Annotated in this window: 21 protein-coding genes and 1 pseudogene; 14 read left to right on the top strand and 8 right to left on the bottom strand. The window is 50.7% G+C overall.

Annotated elements, in window-relative coordinates:
• Positions 1-689 precede the first annotated feature (689 nt).
• Positions 690-3,065 (top strand): glucose/quinate/shikimate family membrane-bound PQQ-dependent dehydrogenase, encoded by a 2,376-nt coding sequence (locus JK211_RS04530; protein ID WP_212707486.1) that lies wholly within the window; start codon positions 690-692, stop codon positions 3,063-3,065.
• Between the two features lie 200 nt (positions 3,066-3,265).
• Here JK211_RS04530 and JK211_RS04525 read toward each other — a convergent pair whose 3' ends face one another.
• A complete protein-coding gene (locus tag JK211_RS04525) occupies positions 3,266-3,547 on the bottom strand; it encodes a YjcB family protein (protein WP_212707485.1) in 282 nt (93 codons plus the stop codon).
• Between the two features lie 210 nt (positions 3,548-3,757).
• The gene (gene soxS, locus JK211_RS04520) at positions 3,758-4,150 is read right to left on the bottom strand and encodes a superoxide response transcriptional regulator SoxS (protein ID WP_212707484.1); all 393 of its coding nucleotides are present in this window, start codon (positions 4,148-4,150) and stop codon (positions 3,758-3,760) included.
• A gap of 102 nt (positions 4,151-4,252) precedes the next feature.
• Here soxS and soxR point away from each other — a divergent pair, with 102 nt between their 5' ends.
• Complete coding sequence (gene soxR, locus JK211_RS04515; protein WP_212707483.1) at positions 4,253-4,777, top strand: redox-sensitive transcriptional activator SoxR; 525 nt, start codon at positions 4,253-4,255, stop codon at positions 4,775-4,777.
• A gap of 133 nt (positions 4,778-4,910) precedes the next feature.
• A complete protein-coding gene (locus tag JK211_RS04510; protein ID WP_212707482.1) occupies positions 4,911-6,560 on the top strand; it encodes a Na+/H+ antiporter in 1,650 nt (549 codons plus the stop codon).
• A gap of 37 nt (positions 6,561-6,597) precedes the next feature.
• On the opposite strand, the gene JK211_RS04505 is transcribed toward JK211_RS04510, so the two are convergent.
• Positions 6,598-7,500 carry a LysR family transcriptional regulator gene (locus JK211_RS04505; RefSeq protein ID WP_212707481.1) on the bottom strand — a complete coding sequence of 301 codons (903 nt, stop codon included), beginning with the start codon at positions 7,498-7,500 and terminating at the stop codon, positions 6,598-6,600.
• Between the two features lie 102 nt (positions 7,501-7,602).
• Between JK211_RS04505 and JK211_RS04500 the strand changes: the two genes are divergently transcribed.
• The 3 genes from JK211_RS04500 (at position 7,603) to JK211_RS04490 (ending at position 9,392) form a co-directional block, all read left to right on the top strand.
• Complete coding sequence (locus JK211_RS04500; RefSeq protein ID WP_212707480.1) at positions 7,603-8,031, top strand: CidA/LrgA family protein; 429 nt, start codon at positions 7,603-7,605, stop codon at positions 8,029-8,031.
• A complete protein-coding gene (locus JK211_RS04495) occupies positions 8,024-8,722 on the top strand; it encodes an LrgB family protein (protein WP_212707479.1) in 699 nt (232 codons plus the stop codon). Before JK211_RS04500 ends, JK211_RS04495 begins: the two co-directional genes overlap by 8 nt.
• A gap of 127 nt (positions 8,723-8,849) precedes the next feature.
• Complete coding sequence (locus JK211_RS04490) at positions 8,850-9,392, top strand: YfaZ family outer membrane protein (RefSeq protein ID WP_212707478.1); 543 nt, start codon at positions 8,850-8,852, stop codon at positions 9,390-9,392.
• Between the two features lie 57 nt (positions 9,393-9,449).
• On the opposite strand, the gene acs is transcribed toward JK211_RS04490, so the two are convergent.
• The gene (gene acs, locus JK211_RS04485; protein ID WP_212707477.1) at positions 9,450-11,405 is read right to left on the bottom strand and encodes an acetate--CoA ligase; all 1,956 of its coding nucleotides are present in this window, start codon (positions 11,403-11,405) and stop codon (positions 9,450-9,452) included.
• A 515-nt stretch (positions 11,406-11,920) separates the two neighbouring features.
• Between acs and gltP the strand changes: the two genes are divergently transcribed.
• The 3 genes from gltP (at position 11,921) to JK211_RS04470 (ending at position 15,549) form a co-directional block, all read left to right on the top strand.
• Entirely contained in the window at positions 11,921-13,228 is a 1,308-nt protein-coding gene (gene gltP, locus JK211_RS04480; RefSeq protein ID WP_212707476.1) for a glutamate/aspartate:proton symporter GltP, read from the top strand.
• A 135-nt stretch (positions 13,229-13,363) separates the two neighbouring features.
• Positions 13,364-14,281, top strand: a complete 918-nt coding sequence (murQ, locus tag JK211_RS04475) for an N-acetylmuramic acid 6-phosphate etherase (RefSeq protein ID WP_212707475.1) — start codon at positions 13,364-13,366, stop codon at positions 14,279-14,281.
• 224 nt (positions 14,282-14,505) lie between these two features.
• On the top strand, positions 14,506-15,549 hold the full coding sequence (locus JK211_RS04470) for a YncE family protein (protein WP_212707474.1): 1,044 nt from the start codon (positions 14,506-14,508) through the stop codon (positions 15,547-15,549).
• An 88-nt stretch (positions 15,550-15,637) separates the two neighbouring features.
• Here the strand turns inward: JK211_RS04470 and JK211_RS04465 are convergent, their stop codons facing one another.
• The gene (locus JK211_RS04465) at positions 15,638-16,555 is read right to left on the bottom strand and encodes a ParB/Srx family N-terminal domain-containing protein (RefSeq protein WP_212707473.1); all 918 of its coding nucleotides are present in this window, start codon (positions 16,553-16,555) and stop codon (positions 15,638-15,640) included.
• A gap of 215 nt (positions 16,556-16,770) precedes the next feature.
• On the bottom strand, positions 16,771-18,006 hold the full coding sequence (gene sbmA, locus JK211_RS04460; RefSeq protein ID WP_212707472.1) for a peptide antibiotic transporter SbmA: 1,236 nt from the start codon (positions 18,004-18,006) through the stop codon (positions 16,771-16,773).
• Positions 18,007-18,307: 301 nt separating this feature from the next.
• Between sbmA and JK211_RS04455 the strand changes: the two genes are divergently transcribed.
• Genes JK211_RS04455 through JK211_RS04445 form a run of 3 tightly spaced genes read left to right on the top strand, consistent with a single transcriptional unit; the run spans position 18,308 to position 22,167 of the window.
• On the top strand, positions 18,308-19,045 hold the full coding sequence (locus JK211_RS04455; RefSeq protein WP_212707471.1) for a gluconate 2-dehydrogenase subunit 3 family protein: 738 nt from the start codon (positions 18,308-18,310) through the stop codon (positions 19,043-19,045).
• Between the two features lie 2 nt (positions 19,046-19,047).
• Complete coding sequence (locus JK211_RS04450; protein WP_212707470.1) at positions 19,048-20,832, top strand: GMC family oxidoreductase; 1,785 nt, start codon at positions 19,048-19,050, stop codon at positions 20,830-20,832.
• Between the two features lie 12 nt (positions 20,833-20,844).
• Entirely contained in the window at positions 20,845-22,167 is a 1,323-nt protein-coding gene (locus JK211_RS04445; protein WP_212707469.1) for a cytochrome c, read from the top strand.
• A gap of 57 nt (positions 22,168-22,224) precedes the next feature.
• Here JK211_RS04445 and JK211_RS04440 read toward each other — a convergent pair.
• Together JK211_RS04440 and JK211_RS04435 are read right to left on the bottom strand one after the other, a co-directional pair.
• Positions 22,225-23,640 (bottom strand): annotated as a pseudogene (locus tag JK211_RS04440) (MFS transporter).
• 237 nt (positions 23,641-23,877) lie between these two features.
• Positions 23,878-24,750, bottom strand: coding sequence for a nucleoside-specific channel-forming protein Tsx (locus tag JK211_RS04435; RefSeq protein WP_212707468.1), 873 nt, complete (start codon positions 24,748-24,750; stop codon positions 23,878-23,880).
• A 490-nt stretch (positions 24,751-25,240) separates the two neighbouring features.
• Between JK211_RS04435 and JK211_RS04430 the strand changes: the two genes are divergently transcribed.
• A complete protein-coding gene (locus tag JK211_RS04430; RefSeq protein ID WP_212707467.1) occupies positions 25,241-25,735 on the top strand; it encodes an OsmC family protein in 495 nt (164 codons plus the stop codon).
• Positions 25,736-25,748: 13 nt separating this feature from the next.
• Positions 25,749-26,645: a LysR family transcriptional regulator gene (locus JK211_RS04425; RefSeq protein ID WP_212707466.1), complete on the top strand. Its 897-nt coding sequence runs from the start codon at positions 25,749-25,751 to the stop codon at positions 26,643-26,645.
• Positions 26,646-26,698: the final 53 nt, after the last annotated feature.

Below are 26,698 nucleotides of genomic sequence, written 5' to 3'. Positions count from 1 at the left end.
GTACTGAAGGTTAATACGGAACCTGCGGGGTTCTGAGATTGCAGGTTGCCATCTGTAGCGGAGGGTATCCTTTGGCCAGTATCCGCAGCTCCCGGCAAAGGAGCAAGCGTAAAACTGCCTGCCCGGTGTTTTCCCGATAAGATCTGCCGCTGAGCACCGGTATAAGCATTATCTTCTGATAAAATAATAAGTTATCTTTACTATCAGTGGACTGGCGCAGAAAAAGCGGCCGGGGAGTCATCGCAGAGCGGCTGTCAGGACAGGGCGTCAGGGGGAGAGGCAGGGGCGATTTTACTCTGAGGGTGTCCGGCTGCCGGATGTTTAGCGGTACCGTCTTAAACAGGATATTAGTGTAACCGTTACCACTCTCCAGAGTAGCTGAGATACGGCAGATTATCTGCCATTTCTTTATTCTTATTTATTCTTTTAAATACATTATTTTTTCTATTCAGCTATATGGCCTGTCTCCGGAAAAATCTGAATCGTGCCGCTAATGTGTAGATTTTTTTCAGGAATTTGTACGGATAAATGAACAGTTTTGTTGGCGACCTGTCATCAGGACTATGAAAAAATGTTATTGTCAATGTGTCAGGATCACAAAAAACATTATTAAAACCAATTAAAAAGGTCTAACCTTATAGTCGACTCTTTTACTTATATATACAGTTGTTGACTTGAAGGTTAATTGAATGTCACGGGAATCCCGAGGTTTTCGCCTCATAACACTAGTAATATCGGTATTCTGCACCTTGTGGTTACTAATCGGCGGTGGCTGGTTACTGACGCTGGGCGGAACGTCCTACTATCTGATCAGCGGCATCGCTATGGCGGTGTTCACTGTTATGTTGTTAAAGAAAAGAAGCTGTGCTTTTTATCTTTACACTCTCATCCTGTTAGGCACTGCTGTCTGGGCCTATTGTGAATCCGGCCTTGATTTCTGGGCTCTGGCGCCACGTCTGGATATCTGGGTACTGTTTGGTATCTGGATGATTCTGCCATTCGTTTATCGCCAGCTGGCCGCACCAAACAAAAAAGCGACGGCGCTGATGGTGATTGCAATTGTAATCAACCTGGCAATGGTCGTTGGTGCGTTCTTCGGTAAAGATCCACAGGAAATTAACGGTACGCTGAATGTTGCAGCACCAGCTGCGCCATCTCAGGCGAATGCCGGTGCCGACTGGACCGCTTATGGTGGTACTCAGGCAGGTGACCGTTACTCTCCTCTTAGCCAGATTAATGAAGATAATGTTAAAAATCTGCAAGTGGCGTGGACCTACCAGTCAGGCGATGTAAAACGTGCTGATGACCCGGGCGAGATTACTAACGAAGCGACACCGCTGAAAGTAGGTAATCTGCTGTACACCTGTACTGCACACCAGATTCTGGTGGCGATTGATGCGGCGACGGGTAAAGAAAAATGGCGTTTTGATCCAAAAATCAAATACGACCCGACCTTCCAGCATATGACTTGCCGTGGTGTTTCTTATCACGACTTCAATGCTGCTGTGAACCCGCAGAATGCTCCGGCATCTCCTGCTGCCTGTTCACGCCGTATTTACCTGCCAGTCAATGATGGTCGTCTGTTTGCAGTCGACGCGGAAAATGGCCAGCTGTGTAAAGAATTTGCTAATAACGGTGAGCTGGATCTGCAACATCAGCAGCCGAATGCCTTCCCGGGTGGCTATGAGCCAACTTCCCCGCCAATCATCACTGATAAAGTGATTGTGATTGCCGGTGCAGTTACCGATAACTACTCTACCCGCGAGCCGTCAGGCGTTATCCGTGGCTACGATGTGAATAACGGTAAACTGCTGTGGGCATTCGATCCGGGTGCTAAAGATCCAAACGCCATTCCGGCAGATGGTCAGCACTACAGCGCCAACTCTCCTAACTCATGGGCGCCAGCCGCTTATGATGCCAAACTGGATATGGTCTACCTGCCGATGGGTGTAACTACCCCTGATATCTGGGGCGGTGACCGTACTCCGGAGCAGGAGCGTTACGCCAGTGGTATTCTGGCGCTGAATGCGACGACCGGTAAAGAAGTGTGGTTCTACCAGACTGTCCATCACGATCTGTGGGATATGGATATTCCGGCTCAGCCAACGCTGGCAGACATTACTGATAAAGACGGTAAGGTTCAGCCGATCATTTATGTACCGACTAAAGTAGGTAACATTTTTGTCCTGAACCGTGAAACCGGCAAACTGGTTGTACCGGCACCGGAACTTCCGGTACCACAGGGCGCGGCTAAAGGTGACCATGTGTCTCCGACCCAGCCATTCTCTGAACTTACTTTCCGTCCTCAGGCAAAACTGACCGGCAGTAAGATGTGGGGCGGTACGATGTTTGATCAGATGATCTGCCGTATCATGTTCCACCGTCTGAAGTATGACGGTACTTTCACTCCGCCATCAGAGCAGGGGACTCTGGTATTCCCTGGTAACCTGGGTATGTTCGAGTGGGGTGGTATTTCAGTTAACGGTGGCAGCGACTTCGCTATTGCTAACCCGATGCAACTGCCGTTTGTTTCAAAACTGATCCCTCGTGGTCCGAACAACCCGATGGAACCGCCTAAAAATGGTGGCGGTGGTTCAGGTGGCGAAGCAGGCCTGCAGCACATGTATGGTGTTCCTTATGGTGTTGAACTGAATCCGTTCCTGTCACCGTTTGGTCTGCCATGTATGGAACCTTCATGGGGCTTTGTGTCTGCGGTTAACCTGAAAACTAACCAGATTGTGTGGAAAAAACGTATTGGTACTATCCGCGACAGCGGCGGTCCGATTCCTTTACCACCAATCACCGTCGGTACTCCGATGCTGGGTGCACCAATCACAACGGCCGGTAACGTGTTCTTTATCGCTGCGACCCTGGATGACTACATCCGTGCTTACAGCGTACGTGACGGTAAACTGCTGTGGCAGGCTCGTCTGCCGGCAGGTGGTCAGGCAACACCTATGACCTATGAAGTTGACGGTAAGCAGTATCTGGTGATTGTTGCCGGCGGACATGGTTCGTTCGGAACTAAAATGGGCGACTACATCGTCGCTTATAAATTACCTTAACGGTGATTGTTCAGGGTATAGCGTGCTATACCCTGTATACATCCCTGATAAAAAATCCCCGCCGGCAGTATTGCCGGCGGGGATTTTTTTCGGTTTTCGCCAGACTCTGGCATCCCTGCCGATGTCTGTGACTGCCGGTCTGCGGTAAGGGCCTCCGGCAGGCAGCCAGCCATTTTCAGAATGCCCTTCCTGAACTAACCCTATTCATCAGGCCAGGAAGACGGGGTATTTTTGATCACCTGAGTCAGAATATCCTGAGCGTTGCTGACAAACCCGTGCCATTGTTCAGCGCTGAAAGGAATACCCATCAGACCGGTCACGAACCAGCAGGACATGATCACCCCGAAGCCGGCACAGAGAACACTGAACAGAGTAAGGTGATGCCGCCGGCATTTGATCGTGGCGCTACTGGCGAGAAACATCGCCAGTGCACTGAGTAATCCCCAGCGCATAATAAGAAAATTTGCAGTTAATGTAGCCATTTTTACCTGTGACCGGCGCTGAAATAAAGTGCGGTGATCTCTGCCGACGGGTCTCCTGACCGCGGGGGATCAGCAGGCCGGACAGCCTGAATTTGTGATGCGGGTCACATTATAGACGGTTAATCTGCGGGGGAGAACAAAAAATAAGCGCTGAAAAGAGGGGGGAAGCGGCAGAGTACAGGTAATGCCGCCAGCCTGGCAGCATTATCGTTACATCATACCGGAAGCGGTCGCATGATGGCCGGTGGCGGTGCGGCTGTCCGTATGGAATTCATTGCAGCGCATCGTCTGGCGATAAGCGGTCGGTGTCTGGTCGAACTGGCGACGGAACACCCGTGAAAAAGTTTGCTGTGACTCATAACCATACTGTAAGGCGATATCAAATACCGGACGCCGGGTTTTACACAGGGCAACAGCGGCCATCTCCAGACGACGCTCACGAATATAGTCGCCAAGGGTTTGCTGTGTCACTGCGCGGAACATACGTTGCAGGTGCCATTTCGAATATCCCGATTTAGCAGCGACCTCATCGATCGATAAATGTTTCCCGAGATTTTGGTTAATCCACTGGGTTAACGAATGAATGATTTCTTCTTGCATCATAGTTCTGTCCTTTACGGTAAGGCTGGTCACCGGGGGAGTGGTTCGGTATTTATGTCGGGATGGAGTATAATTCCTCAAGTTAACTTGAGGTAAAGGCCGAATATGAAAAAAGAGAGAAACTATCCGAAGCCGGTACTGACGCCAGGGGAAGTTGCGCGCCGCAGCGGGGTGGCGGTTTCAGCCCTGCATTTTTATGAAAGCAAAGGGCTGATTGCCAGTACCCGTAATAGCGGGAATCAGCGCCGGTATAGCCGTGATGTATTACGCAGGGTAGCGATTATTAAAGTGGCTCAGCGGATTGGTATCCCGCTGGCAACAGTCAGTGAAAATCTTGCGCAGATGCCGGTAAATAAACGTATGTCTGTCGGGGAATGGGAAACCCTGACCCGTCACTGGCGCGAAGAGCTGGATAAACGGATTGAGACTCTGACTCACCTGCGTGATGATCTGAACGGATGTATCGGCTGCGGCTGTCTGTCGATGCGTGACTGTCCGTTACGTAACCCGGGCGACCAGTTAGCGGCCAGCGGGCAGGGGGCAGTATTATTAGAGAGAAACCCGCCGGCAGACAGTCGCGGGGATCCGCAGCCTGAATCAGGCGGAAAAAGTCTCGCGGAACAAGGATAAATCTGTAAACCCTGCGGGCAGAGGATATTTCGCACACCGGGATGCGTTTAATTGTCTTATTTTGTTTTACACTATCAGGTATATGATTTTGTAATTGATATTTATACGCCTGTGGAAGAGGCTAAAGGAAAGCATGGAAATCTTCTTTACCATACTGATTATGACGCTGGTTGTTTCGCTGTCCGGGGTCGCTGGCAGATTACTCCCTTTTCATATCCCCTTACCGTTAGTACAGATCATTGCCGGTGCGATCCTGGCATGGCCGTCTGTCGGCCTGCATGTGGATTTTGACCCGGAACTGTTCCTGGTGCTGTTTATCCCGCCGTTACTGTTTGCTGATGGCTGGAAAACACCGACCAGTGAGTTTCTGCACCATGGCCGGGAAATTATCGGTCTGGCACTGGTGCTGGTGCTGATAACGGTGGTGGGTATCGGTTATCTGATTTACTGGACGGTGCCGGGTATTCCTTTAATCCCCGCCTTTGCCCTGGCAGCGGTACTCTCTCCAACCGATGCCGTCGCACTTTCCGGTATTGTCGGGGAAGGGCGTATTCCAAAGAAAATCATGTCGATAGTTCAGGGTGAAGCCTTAATGAACGATGCTTCCGGCCTGGTATCACTGAAGTTTGCCGTTGCGGTAGCGATGGGGACGATGGTGTTTACCTGGTCCGGTGCGACTATCGAATTTCTTAAAGTTGCTGTCGGCGGGCTGGTGGCCGGGGTACTGATCTGCTGGCTGTACGGTAAATCGTTACGCTTGCTGAGCCGCTGGAGCGGGGATGACCCGGCAACACAAACGGTGTTGCTGATGCTGTTGCCTTTTGCGTCTTATATTATTGCCGAACATTTCGGGTTCTCCGGTATCCTGGCGGCAGTGGCGGCAGGGATGACCATCACCCGGTCGGGGATTATCCGTCAGGCACCGTTAGCCATGCGTTTAAGAGCAAACAGTGTCTGGCAAATGCTGGAATTTGTGTTTAACGGCATGGTCTTCCTGATGCTGGGTCTGCAGTTACCCAGTATCCTTGAAACCTCAATACAGCAGGCGAACGCCGATACCAATGTCAGTATCTGGACTTTATTTGCTGATGTAGCCCTGGTCTATAGCGCCTTATTACTGGTCCGTTTCTGCTGGCTGTTTATTATGCAGCGGCTCAGCCTGCGTGTGCTGAAGAAAAACCCGATGGAGTTCAGTAATTACTCGACCCGTGAGATGCTGATTGCCACCTTTGCCGGGGTTCGCGGGGCGGTCACTCTGGCCGGTGTTCTTTCAATTCCGTTGTATCTGGCGAACGGTGATGCCTTTCCCGCCCGTTACGAATTAGTGTTTCTGGCAACAGGGGTGATTATGTTCTCCCTGATTGCCGGGGTGATTATTCTGCCGGTGCTGTTGCGTGGTATCCCGGGAATGGATAAGAGTGAAAATGCCCGTGAACTGCGTACTGCCCGTGCGGTGATGGCTAAAGTGGCCATCGATAGCCTGTATAAGATGGAAGAGCGCCTGTCGAAAGACCCGGAGGAGAATATTGACCCTGATGTACTGAAAGAAGTCAGCTCCCGTGTGACCGGCAATTTACGCCGCAGGATTGACGGTAAAGACGATGTGGAACGGGCTATGTTTACCGAGAATCTGGAACGGCGTTTTCGTCTGGCGGCACTGCGTGCCGAGCGGGCGGAGGTCTATCATATGCGTGCGACTCAGCAAATCAGTAATGAGTCGATGCAAAAGCTGTTACGCGATCTCGACTTACTGGAAGCCTTACTGATAGAAAAAGAAGAGTAACCGCCCCGGGGGGAGCCAGACAGGCTCCCGCCATGGACTATAAAGAAACCACCGGTGGATTATCCGGCCAGAACTCGCGGCAGCAGTCAATCCAGGCGCGGGTACTGCTGGAAATATAGTTACCGTCACGCCAGACCAGGCCGAGTGTCCAGGTCAGTTCTGACTCCAGGGGCAGCCACAGCAGTGACGCCGGATCCAGCCGCTGGCAGATAGGTTCGGGCAAAATCGCAACGCCCATATCGGCCTGAACCATTGCCGCCAGGAAATCCCATTGTCCGCTGCGGATAGCAATAGCCGGTGTCAGTCCCATCCGCTGGAATAATTTATTCAACTGGCGGTTAAGGGAGAACTCTTCATTGAAGACCAGCAGCGGAAACCTCGCCACTTCCTCCAGAGAAACCCGTTCCCGTTGCAGCCAGGCATCAGTGCGTGGCACCAGTACACATAGCCGGTGTTCCATCAGCGGTAATACCTGTAGCGGAAACTCACTTTCGGCAGGTAATGCGGTCATGGCGATATCAAGACGCCCCTGTAACACAGCCTGCTGGGCCGCCAGCCCGCCAAATTCGGAAATTTTAAGCTCAACCCCCGGATAGCGTTTATGGAAAGCAGAGATTGAGCCGACAATCTGCATACCGACCATTGGCGGTATACCCAGCCGCAGTTCCCCGGTCATTAACTGATTAATGTCGCTTATTTCGGCCTCCAGCTGGCGGAACTCCTGCAGGATAGCGTTTCCCCGTTGATATACGGCTTTACCACTGTCCGTCAGGTACAGCTTACGGCCTTCCCGGAGCAGCAGGGTACAGCCGAGTTCCTCTTCCAGCTGGCGCAGCATCTTACTGATTGTCGGCTGAGTGACGTACAGTTTCTCTGCCGCGCGGGTAAAACTCTGCTGGCGCACAACTTCAGTAAAATACCGAATAGCCTTTACATCCATAACTATTCCTAAATGGCATGGTTAAGATAATTTTAGTTCATTTTATTCACCTGGTGGCCGGGTTGTATACTGACAACATTCACTTTCCACGAGGAATTCACCATGCTTGCAGCCCTTCGTTCGCAGCGGCTGACAAAATTACCCCATTTGTTACAGCTGCCTGTACAGGTTCTGATTTATATCGGCTTATTTTTATTTTCTGAACAATTGGTGGTATGGCTGCATATTCCCCTGCCGGCGAATATTGTGGGCATGGTACTTATGCTGTTGTTAATTGTCAGTCGTGTGCTGCCACTGAAGTGGGTCAAAGCCGGCTCTAACTGGCTGCTGGCCGAGATGCTATTGTTTTTCGTCCCTGCAGTGGTGGCAGTGGTCAATTACGGTACTTTGTTACGTGAAGATGGTGTCCGTATTTGTCTGGTTATCGCTATCAGTACCGTGATGGTGTTAGCTGCCACCTCTTTTGTGGTGGAACATATTTACCGTTATGAAACACAGCGTGCAGCACGTAAGCAGGCCCGCCATGAATGATTTGCTGATCAGTCTGTTATGTTTTGTCGTGACGATTCTGGTGTATTACCTGAATAAACGTTTATATCGTCGCTGGCGTATTCTGATTCTGATGCCACTGGTGATGACACCGATGGTGCTGGTGGCCCTATTACTGGTGACACATATCAGCTGGAACGATTATATCGCCCAGAGCCACTGGTTGTTATGGCTGCTGGGCCCGGCAACCCTCGCCTTTGCCGTACCGGTCTATGAGAATGTCTACATTATAAAACGTCACTGGATGTCTCTGAGTGCCGGTGTGGTGACCGCGACCCTGGTGGCGGTGTGCAGTTCCGTCTGGCTGGCGCGTTTATTTACTCTGCCTGAAGAGATCCAGCGTAGCCTGGCCGTCCGCTCGATAACTACCCCGTTTGCACTGGCTGCGGCCCGGCAGGAAGGGGGACAGCCTGATTTGGTCGCCCTGTTTGTGGTGCTGACCGGGGTCTTCGGGATGGCGATTGGTGATTTTATGTTCCTCCGGCTGGCGATTAAACAGGGGTTGTCAAAAGGAGCCGGACTGGGAGCAGCTTCCCACGGTGCCGGTACCGCAAAAGCCTATCAGCTGGGGCCTCAGGAAGGTGTGGTTTCCAGTCTGGTGATGATGCTGGCCGGGGTGGTAACGGTTCTGGCTGCGCCGATTATTGGTCATATTATGTGGGCGGTGGCATAAGGGTGAACATTATATTTCAGAATATGATGAAATATACTTTCGTTTACCGATAAACAGGTTGCCGCTGCTTTTCTATGCTGGTCAAATGTCCGGGTAGCGCGTCTTTTATTTATCCGGGAGTATTACAATGAAAAAAATTATCCTTGCAGCAGGGCTGGCGGGTGTGATGGCCAGCGGTATGGCTCAGGCTATTGAAGGCAGTGTGGATGTCGGTAAGCACAGTACTAACCTGAGTGTCGGGCTGGGGTCTTCATCACCCGGCCTGTTTCTGAAAGGTAACTGGTTACGCAGCAATGATGACGGCAGTGTCGCCGGAGCAGCGCTGGGATATAACCTGTCGGTGGGGCCGTTAAATGTCTCTCCTGCGGCGAAAGCGTTATTTACGCATCCGGAAAACGGTAAAGACGGCTTTACTGTTGCTGTAGGTTCGGGTGTCAGTTATCAACTGAACAGCATGTGGGGCGTGTATGGTGAATACTATTACGCTCCTGAATCCTTCTCGGCACACCTCAACCACTATGAGGAAGCGGCCGGGGGGGTCAGCTTTACTCCGATTTCATTGCTGACTCTGCGCGCCGGGTATCAGTATGTTGAACTGAATAACAAAGACAGCAATAAAAATAACGTCCTGAATAATGGTCCATACCTCAGCGCTTCTGTCAGCTTCTGAGTGATCAACCCCGCAGCCTGGTCTGCGGGGTTATCTGGCAGTATAAACGCAGGCCGGTTACGGCATTTTTATTGTCTGCTGCTCTTCGAGTAATTTTTCAACCACGCCCGGGTCAGCCAGGGTTGAAGTATCCCCCAGTCCGGTGGTTTCTCCGGTCGCAATCTTACGCAGAATACGACGCATAATTTTCCCCGAGCGGGTTTTTGGCAGCATTTCTGCCCAGTGCAGGATATCCGGTGTCGCGATAGGTCCGATTTCCTTACGTACCCACTGGCGGACGTCGTGATATAGCTCTGCCGTCGGTTCTTCGCCTGCATTCAGGGTGACATAGGCATAAATTGCCTGTCCCTTGATACTGTGAGGAATTCCCACCACTGCCGCTTCTGCTATTTTCGGATGAGAAACCAGTGCTGATTCTATTTCTGCGGTCCCCAGGCGGTGTCCTGAAACGTTAAGAACGTCATCCACACGGCCGGTGATCCAGTAATCACCGTCTTCATCACGCCGCGCACCGTCACCACTGAAATAACAGTTTTTAAAGGCAGAGAAATAGGTTTGTTCAAACCGCGGGTGATCACCGTACAGGGTCCGTGCCTGACCCGGCCAGGAGTCAGTGATCACCAGATTCCCTTCACCGGCTCCCTGTTGCACCACCCCGTGATTATCGACTAACGCCGGCTGTACGCCAAAAAACGGACGAGCAGCAGAGCCCGCTTTCAGCTCAGTGGCACCCGGTAACGGGGTGATCATAAAGCCCCCGGTCTCGGTCTGCCACCAGGTATCGACAACCGGACAATGGCCGTTACCCATATGCCGGTAATACCATTCCCAGGCTTCAGGATTGATGGGTTCGCCGACTGACCCCAGAATTCGCAGGCTGGTACGCTCTGTACCGGCGATGGCTTTTTCGCCTTCTGCCATCAGAGCACGGATTGCCGTCGGGGCGGTGTAGAGAATCGAAACCTGATGTTTATCCACGACCTGTGACATTCTGGCCGGCGTTGGCCAGTCAGGAACGCCTTCGAAGATCAGTGTGGTGGCACCGCAGGCCAGCGGGCCATATAACAGGTAGCTGTGGCCAGTGATCCAGCCCACATCAGCAGTACACCAGTAAATATCCTGCGGATGATAATCGAAAACGTATTTAAACGTTGTGGCGGCATACACCAGATATCCGCCGGTAGTGTGCAATACCCCTTTTGGCTTACCGGTAGAGCCCGAAGTATAGAGAATAAACAGCGGGTCTTCGGCATTAACCGCCACCGGAAGGTGCTCTGTACCGGCGGCAGCCATCAGTTCATGCCACCACAGATCACGCCCCTGCTGCCAGCCGGAAAAACCGCCGGTGCGGCGAAAAACCACCACATTTTCGATAGTGGTGATCGCCGGATTTTTTAGTGCATCATCGACATTTTTTTTCAGGGGGATCGTTCGACCCGCACGTACTCCTTCATCGGCGGTGATCACCAGCCGCGCACCGCAATCAATGATCCGTCCGGCAACGGCATCCGGGGAAAAACCGCCAAAAATGACCGTATGTACCGCCCCGATACGTGCACAGGCCAGCATGGCAATGGCCGCCTCCGGCACCATTGGCATATAAATAGCGACAACATCGCCTTTTTTAACATTTAACTGGCGCAGCATATTCGCGGCGCGGCAGACTTGCTGATGTAACTCCCGGTAGCTCAGATGCCGGCTTTCATCGGGATTATCACCTTCCCAGAGAATGGCTGTTTTATCTGCGCTGGTTGCCAGGTGGCGATCGAGGCAGTTTGCCGCCAGGTTCAGTGTGCCGTCCTCATACCAGCGAATACGGATATTTCCCGGCGCAAAAGAAGAGTTCTTTACCTTAGTAAAAGGAGTGATCCAGTCCAGAATTTTCCCCTGTTCAGCCCAAAAAGTATCAGGGTTGTTCACAGAATGTTGGTACATTGTGGTGTATTGTTGCGGACTGATCAGGGCATGCTCAGCGATGCTCGCGGGGATCGGGTGTTTATAGATCTGGCTCATATCAGGCCTCCTGTAAAATGTTAATATTATGTATTTTTAATGTTATTTAAATGATTACAGAAAGGGATATTTTGTTTTTGTGTTGCAGATCACGTGACAGAGAAAAGTCGTATTATCGGAGGGTTACCTCATTTCTTACCAAATGATAGTTAAAAGCAGTAGTTATAAAAATTTCTTTTGGTTTGTTATTTGCTTCCTGAATCTCACTCAGGATTAACTGAGTCGGCTGTTACGATAAAATATCGGGGAATGTCTCCTGTTATCACTATTTATAACAGTGACTTATAACATAAATTTGTTGCGGGCAGGCAAGGTGCAGGTTAACTGTGCTTTTTATTCGTTACGGAATAAGGTTGCCATAACCTGTCTAAAAATGTTAATTATCTATCTCTTATGCAGGGTTTGTCAGCAATTTTCTATAAGATTAGTACTGTATTAACCCGGTGTTTGTTCACTTCCCAAAATAATTCTCTGGCTGTGAGAAGAGAGCGGGAAGTCCGACTAAGGAAATAAAAATGAAAAAAGGCATAAAGATTAGTCTTGCCTGGCAAATACTTATTGCTCTGGTTCTGGGTGTGGTAGTGGGTGCTGTCCTGCATAACCAGCCAGATGACCGGGACTGGTTAATTATTAATGTACTTAAACCTGCCGGTGATATCTTTATTCATCTGATTAAGATGATCGTAGTACCGATCGTTATATCATCGCTGATCGTCGGTATTGCCGGTGTCGGTGATGCGAAAAAACTGGGGCGTATTGGCGTCAAAACGATTGTTTATTTTGAAGTCATTACCACTATCGCCATTGTCCTTGGAATTACGTTAGCTAACGTTTTCCATCCGGGCTCGGGTATTGATATGTCGACCCTGACCACGACGGATATCTCAAAATATGAAGCTACCACCCGGCAGGTGGAAAGTGGCCCTCATAGTCTGGTATCGACGATCTTATCCATTATTCCGCAGAATATATTTGCCTCACTGGTTAACGGCGATATGCTGGCCATCATCTTCTTCTCGGTGATGTTTGGTATGGGATTGTCAGCCTTACCGGCAGAACACCGTGATCCGCTGACTGGTCTGTTCCGCTCAGTATCAGAAACCATGTTTAAAGTGACGCATATGATTATGCGTTATGCGCCGGTGGGGGTTTTCGCCCTGATCGCCGTGACCATCGCCAACTTCGGCTTCGCTTCTCTGGTGCCACTGGCAAAACTGGTCGGTCTGGTATATGCCGCGATTTTACTGTTTGCGCTGGTAATTCTTGGGGCGGTGGCCAGGATCTGTGGTCTGCGTATTATGACGATTATTCGCATCCTGAAAGATGAACTGATTCTGGCCTATTCCACCTCCAGCTCTGAAACCGTGTTGCCACGGATTATGGAAAAAATGGAAGCCTATGGTGCCCCTAACTCGATCACCAGCTTTGTGGTACCGACCGGTTATTCCTTTAACCTTGATGGTTCCACCCTGTATCAGAGTATTGCTGCCATCTTTATCGCCCAGTTGTATGGCATCGACCTGTCTCTGACTGAAGAGATCGTCCTGGTGCTGACCCTGATGGTCACTTCAAAAGGGATTGCCGGGGTGCCCGGGGTCTCCTTTGTGGTACTGCTGGCAACGCTGGGCAGTGTCGGTATTCCTCTTGAAGGACTGGCGTTTATTGCCGGGGTCGACCGTATTATGGATATGGCGCGTACTGCACTGAATGTGGTAGGTAATGCGTTAGCCGTGCTGGTGATTGCCCGCTGGGAAAAACAGTTCGATTCAGAAAAAGCGCTGGCCTATGAGCAAAAAATGAAAGCGCATCTGCTCGAAGACTGATGTGTTGATCGACGGGGCCGTAGCGGCCCCGTTATTTTTTCCGCCACGCCTCTCCGCCTATTGGCCACCCGCTGCTTTCGCCTCTGCGCCGCATGTTCTATGATGCAGCCTGACTTGCCACAGGATGCGTAACCGATGACCACCGACTTAAACAAACTGATTACGGAAGGCCGTAATCCTGCCAGTGAAACTATCGACCAGCTGACGACAGAACAGATGCTGGCGGTAATCAATCAGGAAGATAAAAAAGTTGCCCTTGCGGTAGAAGCTATCCTGCCGGATATTGCCCGCGCAGTGGATGCAATCACTGCGGCTTTTTCCTGTGGCGGCCGGTTAATTTATTGTGGTGCAGGTACCTCTGGCAGGCTGGGTATTCTGGATGCAAGTGAGTGCCCGCCAACCTTCGGAACTCCGCGCGGTCAGGTGGCTGGCCTGATTGCCGGCGGAGAGCCTGCTATCCTGCAGGCGGTGGAAAATGCGGAAGATAATCGTGCACAGGGTGTGCAGGATCTGCAGGCCATCGACTTTACTCAGCGGGATATCCTGGTGGGTATTGCCGCCAGCGGCAGAACGCCCTATGTGCTGGGGGCGATGGAATACGCGGAGCAATGTGGGGCGACGGTGGTGTCCCTGAGTTGTAATCCGGATGGCGAAATGGCCGCCAGGGCGACTATTGCGCTGACGCCGGTGGTCGGACCCGAAGTCATTACCGGCTCTTCGCGGATGAAAGCCGGAACGGCACAAAAAATGGTACTGAATATGCTGTCCAGCGGGGCAATGATCCGCAGTGGTAAGGTGTTCGGTAACCTGATGGTCGATGTGGAAGCGACTAACCATAAACTGGTACAGCGGCAGGTGAATATTGTGATGCAGGCAACGGGCTGTCAGGCTGCCGATGCGCAGCAGGCACTGGACGCCTGCCAGGGACAGTGTAAGACAGCGATTATTATGTTACTGGCAGGACTGGAGGCTTCACAAGCCAGTGCATTACTGGCAGAGCATCAGGGCTTTATCCGTCAGGCATTATTAGCCGTATTACCTGCGCAGCTCTGAGCGGCTGCCGGCTGCTGTCAGCCCGATAACAGCAGCCAGAGAAAGTAGTGGTCACTCACAAACCAGGCATTATTGGTCCGTGGTCATCATAAAATACTATTCATCCAGTATGTAAATGATTATTCTTATCAAATGGAAAATCATTTCCTTATCTTTGATCACGCAGGCCTGATCCGGCCATACCCCGGTTATGTGCCGCTTATTACTCTGGAGACGTTATCGACATGTTTAATTATCATCATGCTTTTTTCCGTCCATTGGTACTGGTTACCGCGTTATTTTCTGCTCACAGCTTTGCCGCAGAAGTATCCGTTATGAGTAAACCCGTAGATAAAGGGTTATATGAACTGGTCTACAGCCAGCCTGACAATACGCTGTTTGTGGCCAGCGCGCAGGGCCGCGACGATCAGGGCGGCATGGTATACCGGCTGGACCCACAGAGCTTACAGAGTGTCCGGACACTGAAAAATACCCATAAACCGTTTGGTGTCGCCCTGGATCAACAGAATAACCGTTTATTCCTCGGTAACAGCCGTGAAGGTGCAGTAACCCTGATCGATGTGAATAGCGGCGCAGAGCTTAAACATCTGGTGCTGGATGGCCGTAAACGCACTGAGACTCTGCGACCGTTACAGGTACGTGAAATCGTGTTTGATGCGGCGACTGACCGTTTGTATATCCCCGGCGTCGGTGCTGACAGCGTGGTCTGGGTGGTTGATGCAAAAAATCTGACATTGCTGGATACGATTAAAAACACAGGGAAAATTGCTACCGGCGTGGCACTGGACAGTAAAAACCACACCCTGTATATCACCAACAGCGATGGTGAGCTGTTGATGATTAACACTGGCAATAATCGTATCGAAAAACGGGTCAGGGTGGTGGAGAGCGGAGACAGTGCGTTACTGAATATTGCGCTGGATAAAACAGGGAACCGGCTGTTTATCACGGACTTTAAACAGGCAGGGGTGCTGGTTGCTGATACCGCGACCGGAAAAGTTATTCATACTATCGCGGTACCTGAATCACTGGCAGTACTGTTTAACCCTGCCCGCGATGAGCTCTATGTTACCCATCGTAAAGAGGGAACTGTCAGTATTATCGATACAAAAGATTATTCAGTGAAACAGACGGTAAAAGCGCCCGGATTACCGAACAGTCTGGCATTGTCCGCCGATGGCAATACCCTGTTTGTTTCGGTTAAACAACCGGCGACACGTGATAAGCCTGCGACTTCTGCTGATGAAGTCATGAGTATCCGTCTGTAAGCGAATCAGATAAAAGGCCCGCCGTTATTGCGGGCCTTTCTCTGTTGCGTCAGCCGTTGAACAACGGCATAACCCTCCGATATCTCAGTCAGGCTTTTTTGGCCGGGGCAGCAAATAACACTGAAAGTTTCCCGCCGGCAGCGCTCAGTTTTTGCAGTTTTTTCTGGTTAACCGTATCCAGTTTACCCAACTGAGCGAGGGTCGGTGACGATGGTTCTGCGGTGGTATGAGTACTGCCATCCGCCTGAGTCATCGCCTGCGCAGCTTTCGCCAGGTAACCTGCATAACCACTCTTACGGGTCAGTGCTCCGTCGTTAAACGGCTGGTTATGACGCAGCCAGTCACCTAAATAGAATTCAAGGAACGGCGGTGCGTTTTCCGGCTTCTTATAGGACACCGAACGCAGGAAATAGACCACTGAACGATAATCATCATTGGCCATAAATTTCATACCAACCTGAGCAGGCAGGTCTGCCGGGGCAACGGCATTACCTGCCGGATCTTTTAACCAGCTAAGATTATGCTGCTGCATCCAGCGCCAGAATGCTGCCATATCGGGCAGTGAACTCAGGTCATTAGTGATTCGGACGCTGAAATTAAATGGCTGATTGCCGGCAATTTCACGGAATACACTGACCGTATGATGACCATCGGTCAGGTATAGCTGGTGGTCAGGCCCGATGACCGCACTTTTAATGGCATTGGGATAAGTACCGTACGGCGACTGGCAACTGAAACTGCCGGGGTTAGTGATCACCGACTGACGGGTAAAGTGACTGACTTTTCCCGCGCCGTTGTTTTCGCAGAAACTATCAAATAACTGGCGAGGGCTGGCCCGGAAAAGGGCGACTTTATAGCGAATTTCATCATAGCCAACCGCTGGCTGGGTAGGATGAATGTCTGTGACCGCAAGCTGTTTAATGGTCGCGGTATCTGCTGCCATACTGTGCATTGAGGCGATGCCGGTCAGCAGTGCCAGCAGACAGGATAATCCGGTGCTTTTCATATTGACGTTCCATAGTAAAACAATTGGGTTCTGCGGAAGCTCATTGATGGCTGTGTCACGGCAGCCGATCAGAATCAACCTGCTTTGTCACAGTACAGCATGACTGCGCCGGACTATCTCCCGGAATAGCGACCTTTTTTACCTCTGTTATCTGAATGAACCACAAACTGCAGGATATCGCGTGTCACTTTGGACGACACGCGATGTAAGCCGGTTTACTCTGCTGCGTCATGCATCATTTCGTCGTGTGGCTTATCCTGCAGGATCTGCTCAAAGCTGCGCAGACGTTTATAAATTGACATCAGTTCAACCAGTGTTGACCAGGAGGTAATCAGATACTGGAAAGATGATCTCACCTGATCAAACACGTTAGAGACCTGGTTCATGATCCCCAGGGTAATGGTACCGGCAACGATAGACGGGAATAATACAAACAAACCAAACACATTATCGACCTGTAAATACAGGATACGGGTGATATTAAAGTACAGATAATGGAAGTACAGGCGGAAGTAGTTATATCTTACCCGGCTGAACAGGTCCTGTACCGTCGGCGGCAGGGCGCGTTCGGCGTTATCTTCACCATATACCAGCTCTTTACGGTAAGCGGCTTCTACTCGTTGATTACGAAATTCCAGTCCGGGTAATTTAATCCCGACCATGGCCAGCAGGCCGGTACCAAACAGGGACCACAGTAAAGCAATAATCACCAGAGCATAAGGAATATTGCCGAGGAAGGGCACGTCTTTCACATGGTGGGATAAACTGACTAATACCGGCAGAAAAGCAATCAGGGTCATAATCGCCTGAATAAAGCTCACCCCCCAGCTTTCGAGAGTGCCGGCAAACCGCATCGTATCTTCCTGCACACGCTGGGCCGCCCCTTCCACCTGGCGTAACTGCTGCCAGTTGGCCATATAGTAGTTATTCATCGCGGTACGCCAGCGGAATACCCAGTGACTGACAAAAAAGGAGTTCATGACCCCGATAACCACCGCGACCAGCGCTATGCCAAGGAAAGCGATCACTTCAGAATAGAAGACGGTGATCGGTACCGAGCCGGCTTTGGTCAGTGCTTTCTGGATTAAATCCCCAAACGGACCATACCAGGCGTTAATCGCGACCCCGACCTGTACACCAAACCAGGTGGAAAAAATTATCAATGCCGAGCCCCAGACCGACCAGAGTTGCCATGGATGGTTATCGATAATCCGCCAGCACAAAGCGAATAAGGCAGTGGCAATCCAGAAGTATAAATAAAACCACAACTGTGACAGATGGATAAAGCGGAATACGGTGGCAGGTAACGGGCTGCTGGCCGCTTTTGCCAGGGCAGGTATCCCCTCTAATGCGCCTTCGCCGGCAAGAAACCAGATCAGAATAGCCACCAGACTCCAGATAGCCGCGCTGCTGAAGAATAGCCCGGGGCGAGGGAAAAAACATTTAAACATAGCAACTCCATTAAATAGTCACATCCTGTTATAGCGTTAAAGCCTGTTAACTGTCTGTTGAAGGATGTTTCTGACAGTGACAAGCCCCGTGTAGCGGGGTTATCACCTTCCGCAGTACAAGAAAATGTTAATAAAAATAGAGATTGATGTTTTTTTCTGCTGAACCTTATTAATAACAGGTATACAATAAAGCACATTGTTACCGGTAACACCGTTTTGTTACTTTTGCTGGTGACAAAATAAACATCAATATAAAATTTAACATTTCATGCCGCATTATATGCGGTACTGAGGCAATGTCATGTCAGAACATAAGAACGGACAGTCGCGCAGGGATTTTTTACTAAAAACGATCACTTTAGCTCCTGCAATGGCTGTTGGTAGCACCGCCATAGGTTCACTTGCATTTAGTCCGGCAGCCATGGCTGCCGATCGCCCTGATAATGGTCCTCAGCAGGCCCGCGAATATCAGCCATCCTGGTTTACCGCAGAAGAGTATGCGTTTATTACTGCGGCGGTTGCCCGGTTAATTCCCGCCGATGACCGCGGCCCGGGTGCACTGGAAACCGGTGTCCCTGAGTATATTGACCGGCAGATGAATACGCCTTATGCGACCGGATCAAACTGGTATATGCAGGGACCTTTTGCGCCGGATACCCCGAAAGAACTGGGATACCAGTTGCCGCTGGTGCCGCGACAAATTTATCGCCTCGGTCTGGCAGAAGCAGATGAGTACAGTAAAAAACAGTACCAGAAAGTATTCGCTGACCTGAATGCTGACCAGCAGATCGCGGCCCTGAAAGCGTTTGAAACCGGTCAGGCTCAGTTCACACAACTGCCAAGTAAGCTGTTTTTTTCCTATCTGTTACAAAATACCCGCGAAGGGTTCTTCAGTGATCCGATCCACGGTGGCAACCAGGGAATGGCTGGCTGGACGCTGATAGGTTTCCCCGGTGCCAGAGCTGATTTTATGGACTGGGTAGAACGTGGTGAACATTATCCGTTCCCACCGGTATCAATTCGCGGAGAAAGGGCATAATCATGGCCAATGAAATGAAAAAAGCAGATGCAGTGATTGTCGGTTTTGGCTGGGCCGGGGCGATTATGGCCAAAGAGCTGACCGAAGCCGGTCTGCATGTGGTGGCACTGGAACGCGGACCACAGCGTGATACGTATCCTGATGGCGCATATCCTCAGTCTATTGATGAACTGACCTATAATGTGCGTAAAAAGCTGTTCCAGGATCTGTCTAAAAGCACCGTGACCGTCCGCCACAATCCTTCGCAGACGGCTGTTCCGTATCGCCAGTTAAATGCGTTCCTTCCTGGAACCGGTACCGGAGGCGCGGGACTGCACTGGTCAGGCGTTCATTTTCGTGTTGATCCGGCTGAGTTGCGGCTGCGCAGCCACTATGAAGAACGTTACGGTAAAAACTTTATTCCACAGGGGATGACGATCCAGGATTTTGGTGTCAGTTATGATGAGCTGGAACCTTTCTTTGATCAGGCAGAAAAAGTGTTTGGCACTTCCGGTACCGCCTGGACAGTCAAAGGAAAACTGGTGGGTAAAGGGAAAGGCGGTAACCCGTTTGCCCCGGACCGTTCTGATGATTTCCCGTTAAAGGCCCAGAAACGGACCTATTCAGCACAGTTGTTTGCTGAGGCGGCGGAATCGGTCGGCTATCATCCTTATGATATGCCTTCGGCGAATACGTCCGGTCCTTACACTAACACCTATGGTGCACAGATGGGGCCTTGTAACTTCTGCGGCTATTGCAGTGGTTATGCCTGCTATATGTATTCAAAGGCCTCGCCGAACGTCAATATTCTGCCAGCCCTGCGTCAGGAGCCAAAATTCGAGCTGCGTAATGACTCTTATGTGTTACGGGTGAATCTGACGGACGATAAAAAACGGGCGACCGGTGTCACTTATGTGGATGCCAGCGGTCGCGAGCAGATCCAGCCAGCCGATCTGGTGATCCTGTCAGCCTTCCAGTTCCACAATGTCCATCTGATGCTGCTGTCGGGCATTGGTAAGCCTTATAACCCGATAACTAATGAAGGTGTTGTCGGCCGTAACTTTGCCTACCAGAATATCTCTACCCTGAAAGCGCTGTTTGACAAAAATATCACCACTAACCCGTTTATCGGTGCCGGCGGTGCAGGAGTCGGGGTCGATGATTTTAATGCCGATAACTTTGACCATGGTCCGCTCGGTTTTGTCGGTGGCTCACCTCTCTGGGTTAACCAGGCCGGTGTGAAACCGATCTCCGGGCTGCCGACACCACCAGGAACCCCGGCGTGGGGCAGTGAATGGAAAGCGGCGGTGGCTGATACTTATACACACCATGTATCGATGGATGCTCATGGTGCGCATCAGTCTTATCGCAATAACTATCTTGACCTTGATCCTAACTATAAAGATGCCCACGGTCAGCCGTTACTGCGGATGACTTTTGACTGGCAGGAAAACGACATCAAAATGTCGCAGTTTATGGTGTCGAAAATGCATAACATTGCCAAAGCAATGAACCCGAAAATGATTATCGGCGGCGCTAAGACGGCAGACACTCATTTTGATACCACCGTATATCAGACCACCCATATGAACGGCGGGGCGATTATGGGGGAAGATCCAAACACCAGCGCGATTAACCGCTATCTGCAGAGCTGGGATGTGCCAAATGTGTTTGTACCGGGAGCCTCAGCCTTCCCGCAGGGACTGGGTTATAACCCGACCGGGATGGTGGCTGCACTGACCTACTGGTCAGCAAAAACCATTCGTGAGGTTTACCTGAAAAACCCGGGTCCGTTGGTACAGGCATAAGAGGCACAGACAATGAAAAAAAGAATAGTAACGCTGTTGCTCAGTGCAATGGCTTTTTCTGCGGTAGCTGCCGATAACAGCGGGCAGGATTTAGTAAAGCGTGGTGAGTATCTGGCCCGTGCAGGAGACTGTGTGGCCTGTCATACCAGCGAAGGAGGAAAACCCTTTGCCGGTGGCCTGCCAATGGCAACGCCAATTGGCACGATTTATTCGACCAATATTACCCCGGACAAGACCAGCGGTATCGGTGACTACAGCTACGATGATTTCCAGAAAGCGGTGCGCCACGGGATTGCTAAAAACGGCGACACTCTTTATCCGGCAATGCCATATCCGTCGTATGCGGTGGTCAGTGATGACGATATGCATGCCCTGTATGCCTACTTTATGCATGGGGTGGCACCGGTAAGTCAGAGCAATCACGCGACCGGCATTCCGTGGCCGCTCTCTATGCGCTGGCCGCTGGCGGTGTGGCGGAAAATGTTTGCCCCTGAGGTGGCTCCGGCGCTAGCGGCCGCCGGAGAAGATCCGGTACAGGCCCGTGGCCGTTATCTGGTCGAAGGCCTCGGACACTGTGGTGCCTGCCACACACCGCGCAGTATCACTATGCAGGAAAAAGCCCTGAATAATCGTCAGGGCACCGATTATCTGTCCGGCAGCAATGCGCCGATTGATGGCTGGACGGCCACCAGTCTGCGGGGGGATGATCGTGATGGTCTGGGACGCTGGAGTACGTCAGATATCGCCCAGTTCCTGCGTTACGGCCGTAACGATCATACGGCTGTTTTCGGCGGAATGACGGATGTGGTACAGCACAGTCTGCAATATCTGAGCGCCGATGATATCAATGCCATTGCCAGTTACCTGAAATCTCTCAGTCCGCGGGATGCCAGCCAGCCAGGGTTTACAGCGAATGATCAGACAGCTCAGGCACTGTGGAAAGGTGACGATCATCAGACCGGTGCTGCACAGTATGTGGACAGCTGTGCTGCCTGTCATAAAACCGATGGCACAGGTTACACCCGTTTCTTCCCGGCACTGAAAGGTAATCCGGTAGTATTAGCGCAGGATCCGGCATCGCTGATCCATATTGTGCTGACAGGGGATACCTTACCCGGGGTCAATGGCGCACCTTCTGCGGTCACCATGCCGGCTTTTGGCTGGAGACTTAACGACCAGCAGGTGGCTGATGTGGTGAACTTTATTCGTAACAGCTGGGGTAACACTGCCTCGTCGACAGTTTCAGCGGATCAGGTCGCAGATATGCGGAAATCGGCGACGGTCAGTACCAAACAAGGTGCGGCGACGGTTGAAGGATTATCAAAACAGCCGTAACCGTATGATCACTGACAGACCTTCCCCGCAGAGATCGCGGGGAGGGTCTGTTATATATCAGATATTTTCCAGGTCGCGTCCGCGGGTGGCGGGGCCAAAAATACCCACCGATAACATTACCATCAGCATACTGAACACGATAAAGGCAATCACCCCCTGACTGCCGGCGTATTGCAGTATCACGCCGATCATAATACTGCTAAAGACTGTCGACAGGCGGCTGAATGAATAACAGAAACCGACGGCCCTGGCACGGATATGAGTCGGAAATATCTCGGTCTGATAAGCATGATAGCTGAAGGTCAGCCAGGCATTGGAATATGTCACCAGAAAACCACAGATAATCATCAGCAACGGACTGTCCGCCAGCGCAAACAGAGTACCGAAGATGACAGTCATTAACGATGCCATAACGATCTGCCATTTATTTTCAAACTTATCGGCATAACGGCTGCAAATCAGTGAACCGAGCGGATAAGCGAGGGTGATAAAAAAAGCATACAGCAGGCTGTGGGTCAGGCTGGTGCCTTTACCCGACAGTAGTGCCGGCAGCCAGTTACCAAAACCAAAGAAACCAATCGCCTGGAAAAAATTCATCACCACCAGCATCAGGGTTCGTTTACGCCATTGGCGGGCCTATATTTCGCGGAAGCTTCCCTGTACACGGGGCGAGTTCTGAACTGCCGCGGGTAATATTTCCCACGGTGGTGGTGTGATACCGCAGCGCTTTTCCATTGCACTCAGTACCCGGTGGGCTTCCTGATAACGTCCCTGTTGTTCCAGCCAGCGGGCCGATTCGGGCAGGTTACGGCGAATACGCCAGATCACCAGTGAACATACCGCCCCGGCAATTACGACCCAGCGCCAGCCTTCCAGATGTAACCAGCTCTTCGGGATCAGCCACCAGGACATCAGGGCAACGACAGGTACTGACAGAAACTGAATAAAAAAAGAAAAGGCAAATGCCCTGCTGCGTAAATGTGCCGGCATCCACTCTGCCAGATAGGTGTCGATAGTGACCAGCTCGACCCCCAGCCCGATACCGACCAGCAGACGGCATAAAATAATCCCTTCGGCGGTATTCTGAAACGCCATCATTAACGAGAAAATACCGTACCAGCCGAGGGCGAAGATGAAGGTCATACGGCGGCCAAATTTATCTGCATATTTCGCCAGTAAGCTGGCACCGATAAATAAGCCAAGGAAAGTGACGGAAGCAAATGCGGCCTGATCAGATATTCCGAAAATACCGGCATTCCCCGGATGAAATATTTTCTCAGAGAGTAAACCTGAACTAATATATCCCGTTTCGAATAAATCATAGAGTTCGAAAAAACCACCCAGAGCGAGTAAAGAAATAAAAACCCACAGGCTTTTACCGGAAGGTAATGCATCAATTCGGGCGGCAATAGTGTATTTATTATTTTGCTGAACAGCAGAGCAGGTCTCTGCTGCAGTACAGACGGATGACATAATGAAATTAACCTCGGGATAGCTGTATTTGCGATGCTGCTGAACAGATTATTAGTATTGAATAGAGGGAGTGAACAGCAGTGAACAAATAGCAGAATAAGCGAAGAAAACAAAAAAAACGAGGTTAAATAATATTAATTCTGCGGGGCGATTGGAGCGTTTCTTTCCCCGGCCGGACAGGGGGTGCCGGCCGGGGGATATCGTCAGCAAAGGACGATACGAGTTAACGGATAATTATCAGAAATTATAACCAATGACCGCGTAATAACCCCAGCCAGTGTTTTTGGTAGTGAAGTTGCCTTTACCAAAATTAAGTTCTGAACCGTCGGCCCACTGTCCGCCATTATGGAAATAACGGGCAACCAGTGAATAATGCCAGTGGTCATAACTCAGGGCGAGAATATGGCTGGAAGCAATAGAATTACTGGTACGGACCGGACCGGATTTTTCACCAAGATCTGAACCCCAGTCAATATTTGTAAAACCGATATAACTCAGGTTACCGCCCCATAATGTCGTCAGAGGCAGGAAGTATTTAATTTTGAAACGATAGCCGTCCCAGCTGTTCTGGTTTTCCGCGCCGTAGTTTTCCCACTGATATTTAGCATAAACGTTCAGTGATAATCCCAGTTTGGTGCCGGTATCTATATCTGTACCCAGACCCATATACCAGGTGTTCTGACGGTTAGCATTGTTCGGGCCCATGTCATAGATATAGTTGTTAGCAAAGTACCATTCTTTGAACGGGCCAAAGGCCAGGCTGGTACCGGTCAGCTTATCAATAGAAAAGCGTGGTTCGATTTCCATAAACAGCGGAGAACCTTTGCCTTTGTCCCAAATCCCTGAGTCGTTACCGTTACCGGTGCCGAAGAATTTAGGCACATCTACATAACCGTAGAAATCGAACCAGTCTTTGTGAGCAAAAGCTTCATACTCCAGATATAAATCGTTATTTAGCTGGGGTCCGAACCGGGTATGGTAACTGCCCACGACATTGACACTCTGGTGCCACCAGTCCGACAGGTACTGAGGTGATGTATCTGCCGCATAAGAAGGACTGATTGCTGAACCCGCCAGCAAAGTTGCTGCCATCATTAATTTATATTTCATTTTATATTAAACACCCGCAATTTGCCTAAAGAGTACCCCTGTTATCACAGTCAGCAGAGGTACAGAAAAAGAAATCAAACCGGAAAAACAGGTTCGATATCATCGAAACCTCACCAGGCTGGATCATGCCGGATATCATACCCGAGTAATTCGATGTAATTCACAATTGACAAAATATGTTGCAGTTTTAATCATCATTAATGTGATACAGATCACATTAATTTACGATATAAACTGAACTTTTTACTGCTTAAGAAAGGTAAACTCTGTGGCAGTTAGTAAAAAGTAACCGGTTGCGGGCCAGAAAAATGTCATAGACAGCACCCTGCAGCCAGCAGGAAAATCCTTGCGGGTTACCTCACCGCGCACGTTTCAGACTGCGGTTATTATGATCAAAACATAAATAAATATTATGATTCATCTTATGCAATCTTATAATCATCCGAGGGCGAACCTCGCTCCGGATGACATCACCCCCTGAGGATATCTGATGGCTATAAAACAGCACCACTACCAGGTTACCCTGCTCTGGACAGGAAACCGCGGGGAAGGGACCGCCTCCTATAAGGCGTATGATCGTTCTGCAGAACTGCATGCTGCTGGCAGAGATACGATAGCCCTGAGTGCTGACCCTGCATTCAGAGGTGACAAATCATGCTGGAATCCGGAACAACTCCTGTTAGCCTCAGTATCTGCCTGCCACAAATTATGGTATCTGCATTTGTGCGCGGATGCGGGAGTGGTAGTTGACGGATATCAGGACAACCCGGAAGGTACGATGGTGGAAGGGGACCGCGGGCATTTCACGCAGATCACTCTGCGGCCGGAAATTACCTTGCGTAATCTGCAGCAACAGTCACTGGCTGCTGACTTACACCATAAGGCACACGAGGCCTGTTTTATAGCTAATTCACTGAATTTCCCAGTGAACTGCGAACCGGTGTTTCTGGCCGGATGCGGGGCTGATTCCGCACCGGCTGACTGACAAAGGAACCCCGATGCAACAGGGTGAAAATATCACCGCGATGTACATTTTTTGCAGGGTGGCTGAACAGCAGAGCTTCAGTCATGCGGCAAAAATTCTGGGCATTTCGACGGCCAGTGTCAGCAGAGAAATTGCTGCACTGGAAAAACGGCTGGCGATAAAGCTGTTGCAGCGTACTACCCGTAAAGTGACGGTCACTGAGTGTGGCCGGTTATATTACCGTTACTGCCAGCGCATCAGCGAACAGCTTGAACAGGCTGATGATTTTATCCGGCAAATGCACCGTCAGCCCACGGGACAGGTCAGGCTGATGACACCGGTCACTTATGGATGTCAGTGTATTGTGCCGCTGCTCCAGACCTTTATGCAGCAGCATATTCATGTCAGGATCGATCTGGACCTGAGTGATCGCGAACCTGACATGGCGCAGGATGATATTGATGTGGCGATTGTTGTCCGTCAGCGTCCGCCGGACTATTCGCGGGTCAGACCTTTATCTGCCATTCACTGGGGCCTGTATGCGGCCCCGCAGTATCTGACCGGACATGCACCGGTTATCCGGCCACGGGACATTAACCGTCATCAGTTACTGACGTTCCATGGCCAGGCACATCAGGCCGCGCTCTGTTTTCGCAAAGATAAAAAACGGGTTGAAATTAATGCGGTCAGCCGGTTGCGTGCCAATAACAGTATGGCTTTGCTCACGGCGGCCTGCGCCGGGGCAGGAATTGCCTGCCTGCCGTCGTATATGGTGCATCAGGCGCTGGCGGACGGTAGTTTGCAGCCGGTATTACCCGGCTGGCAGTTACCCAGCTACCACAGTTACTTATTACTTAAACAGCCGGCAGAAAGCTTATCAGCGGTCAGTCTGCTCTGCGATATGCTGGCAGAGAAACTGAGTCATCAATGATTATTACGCTGTGGTAATAATCGACGGGCTGCCGGTAAATATCCGGCCGGAGA

Origin of the sequence: Tatumella sp. JGM130 (assembly GCF_018257525.1) — a bacterium.
GTDB classification, from domain to species: Bacteria; Pseudomonadota; Gammaproteobacteria; order Enterobacterales; family Enterobacteriaceae; genus Tatumella; species Tatumella punctata.
This window is presented reverse-complemented; position numbering and strand designations above follow the sequence as displayed.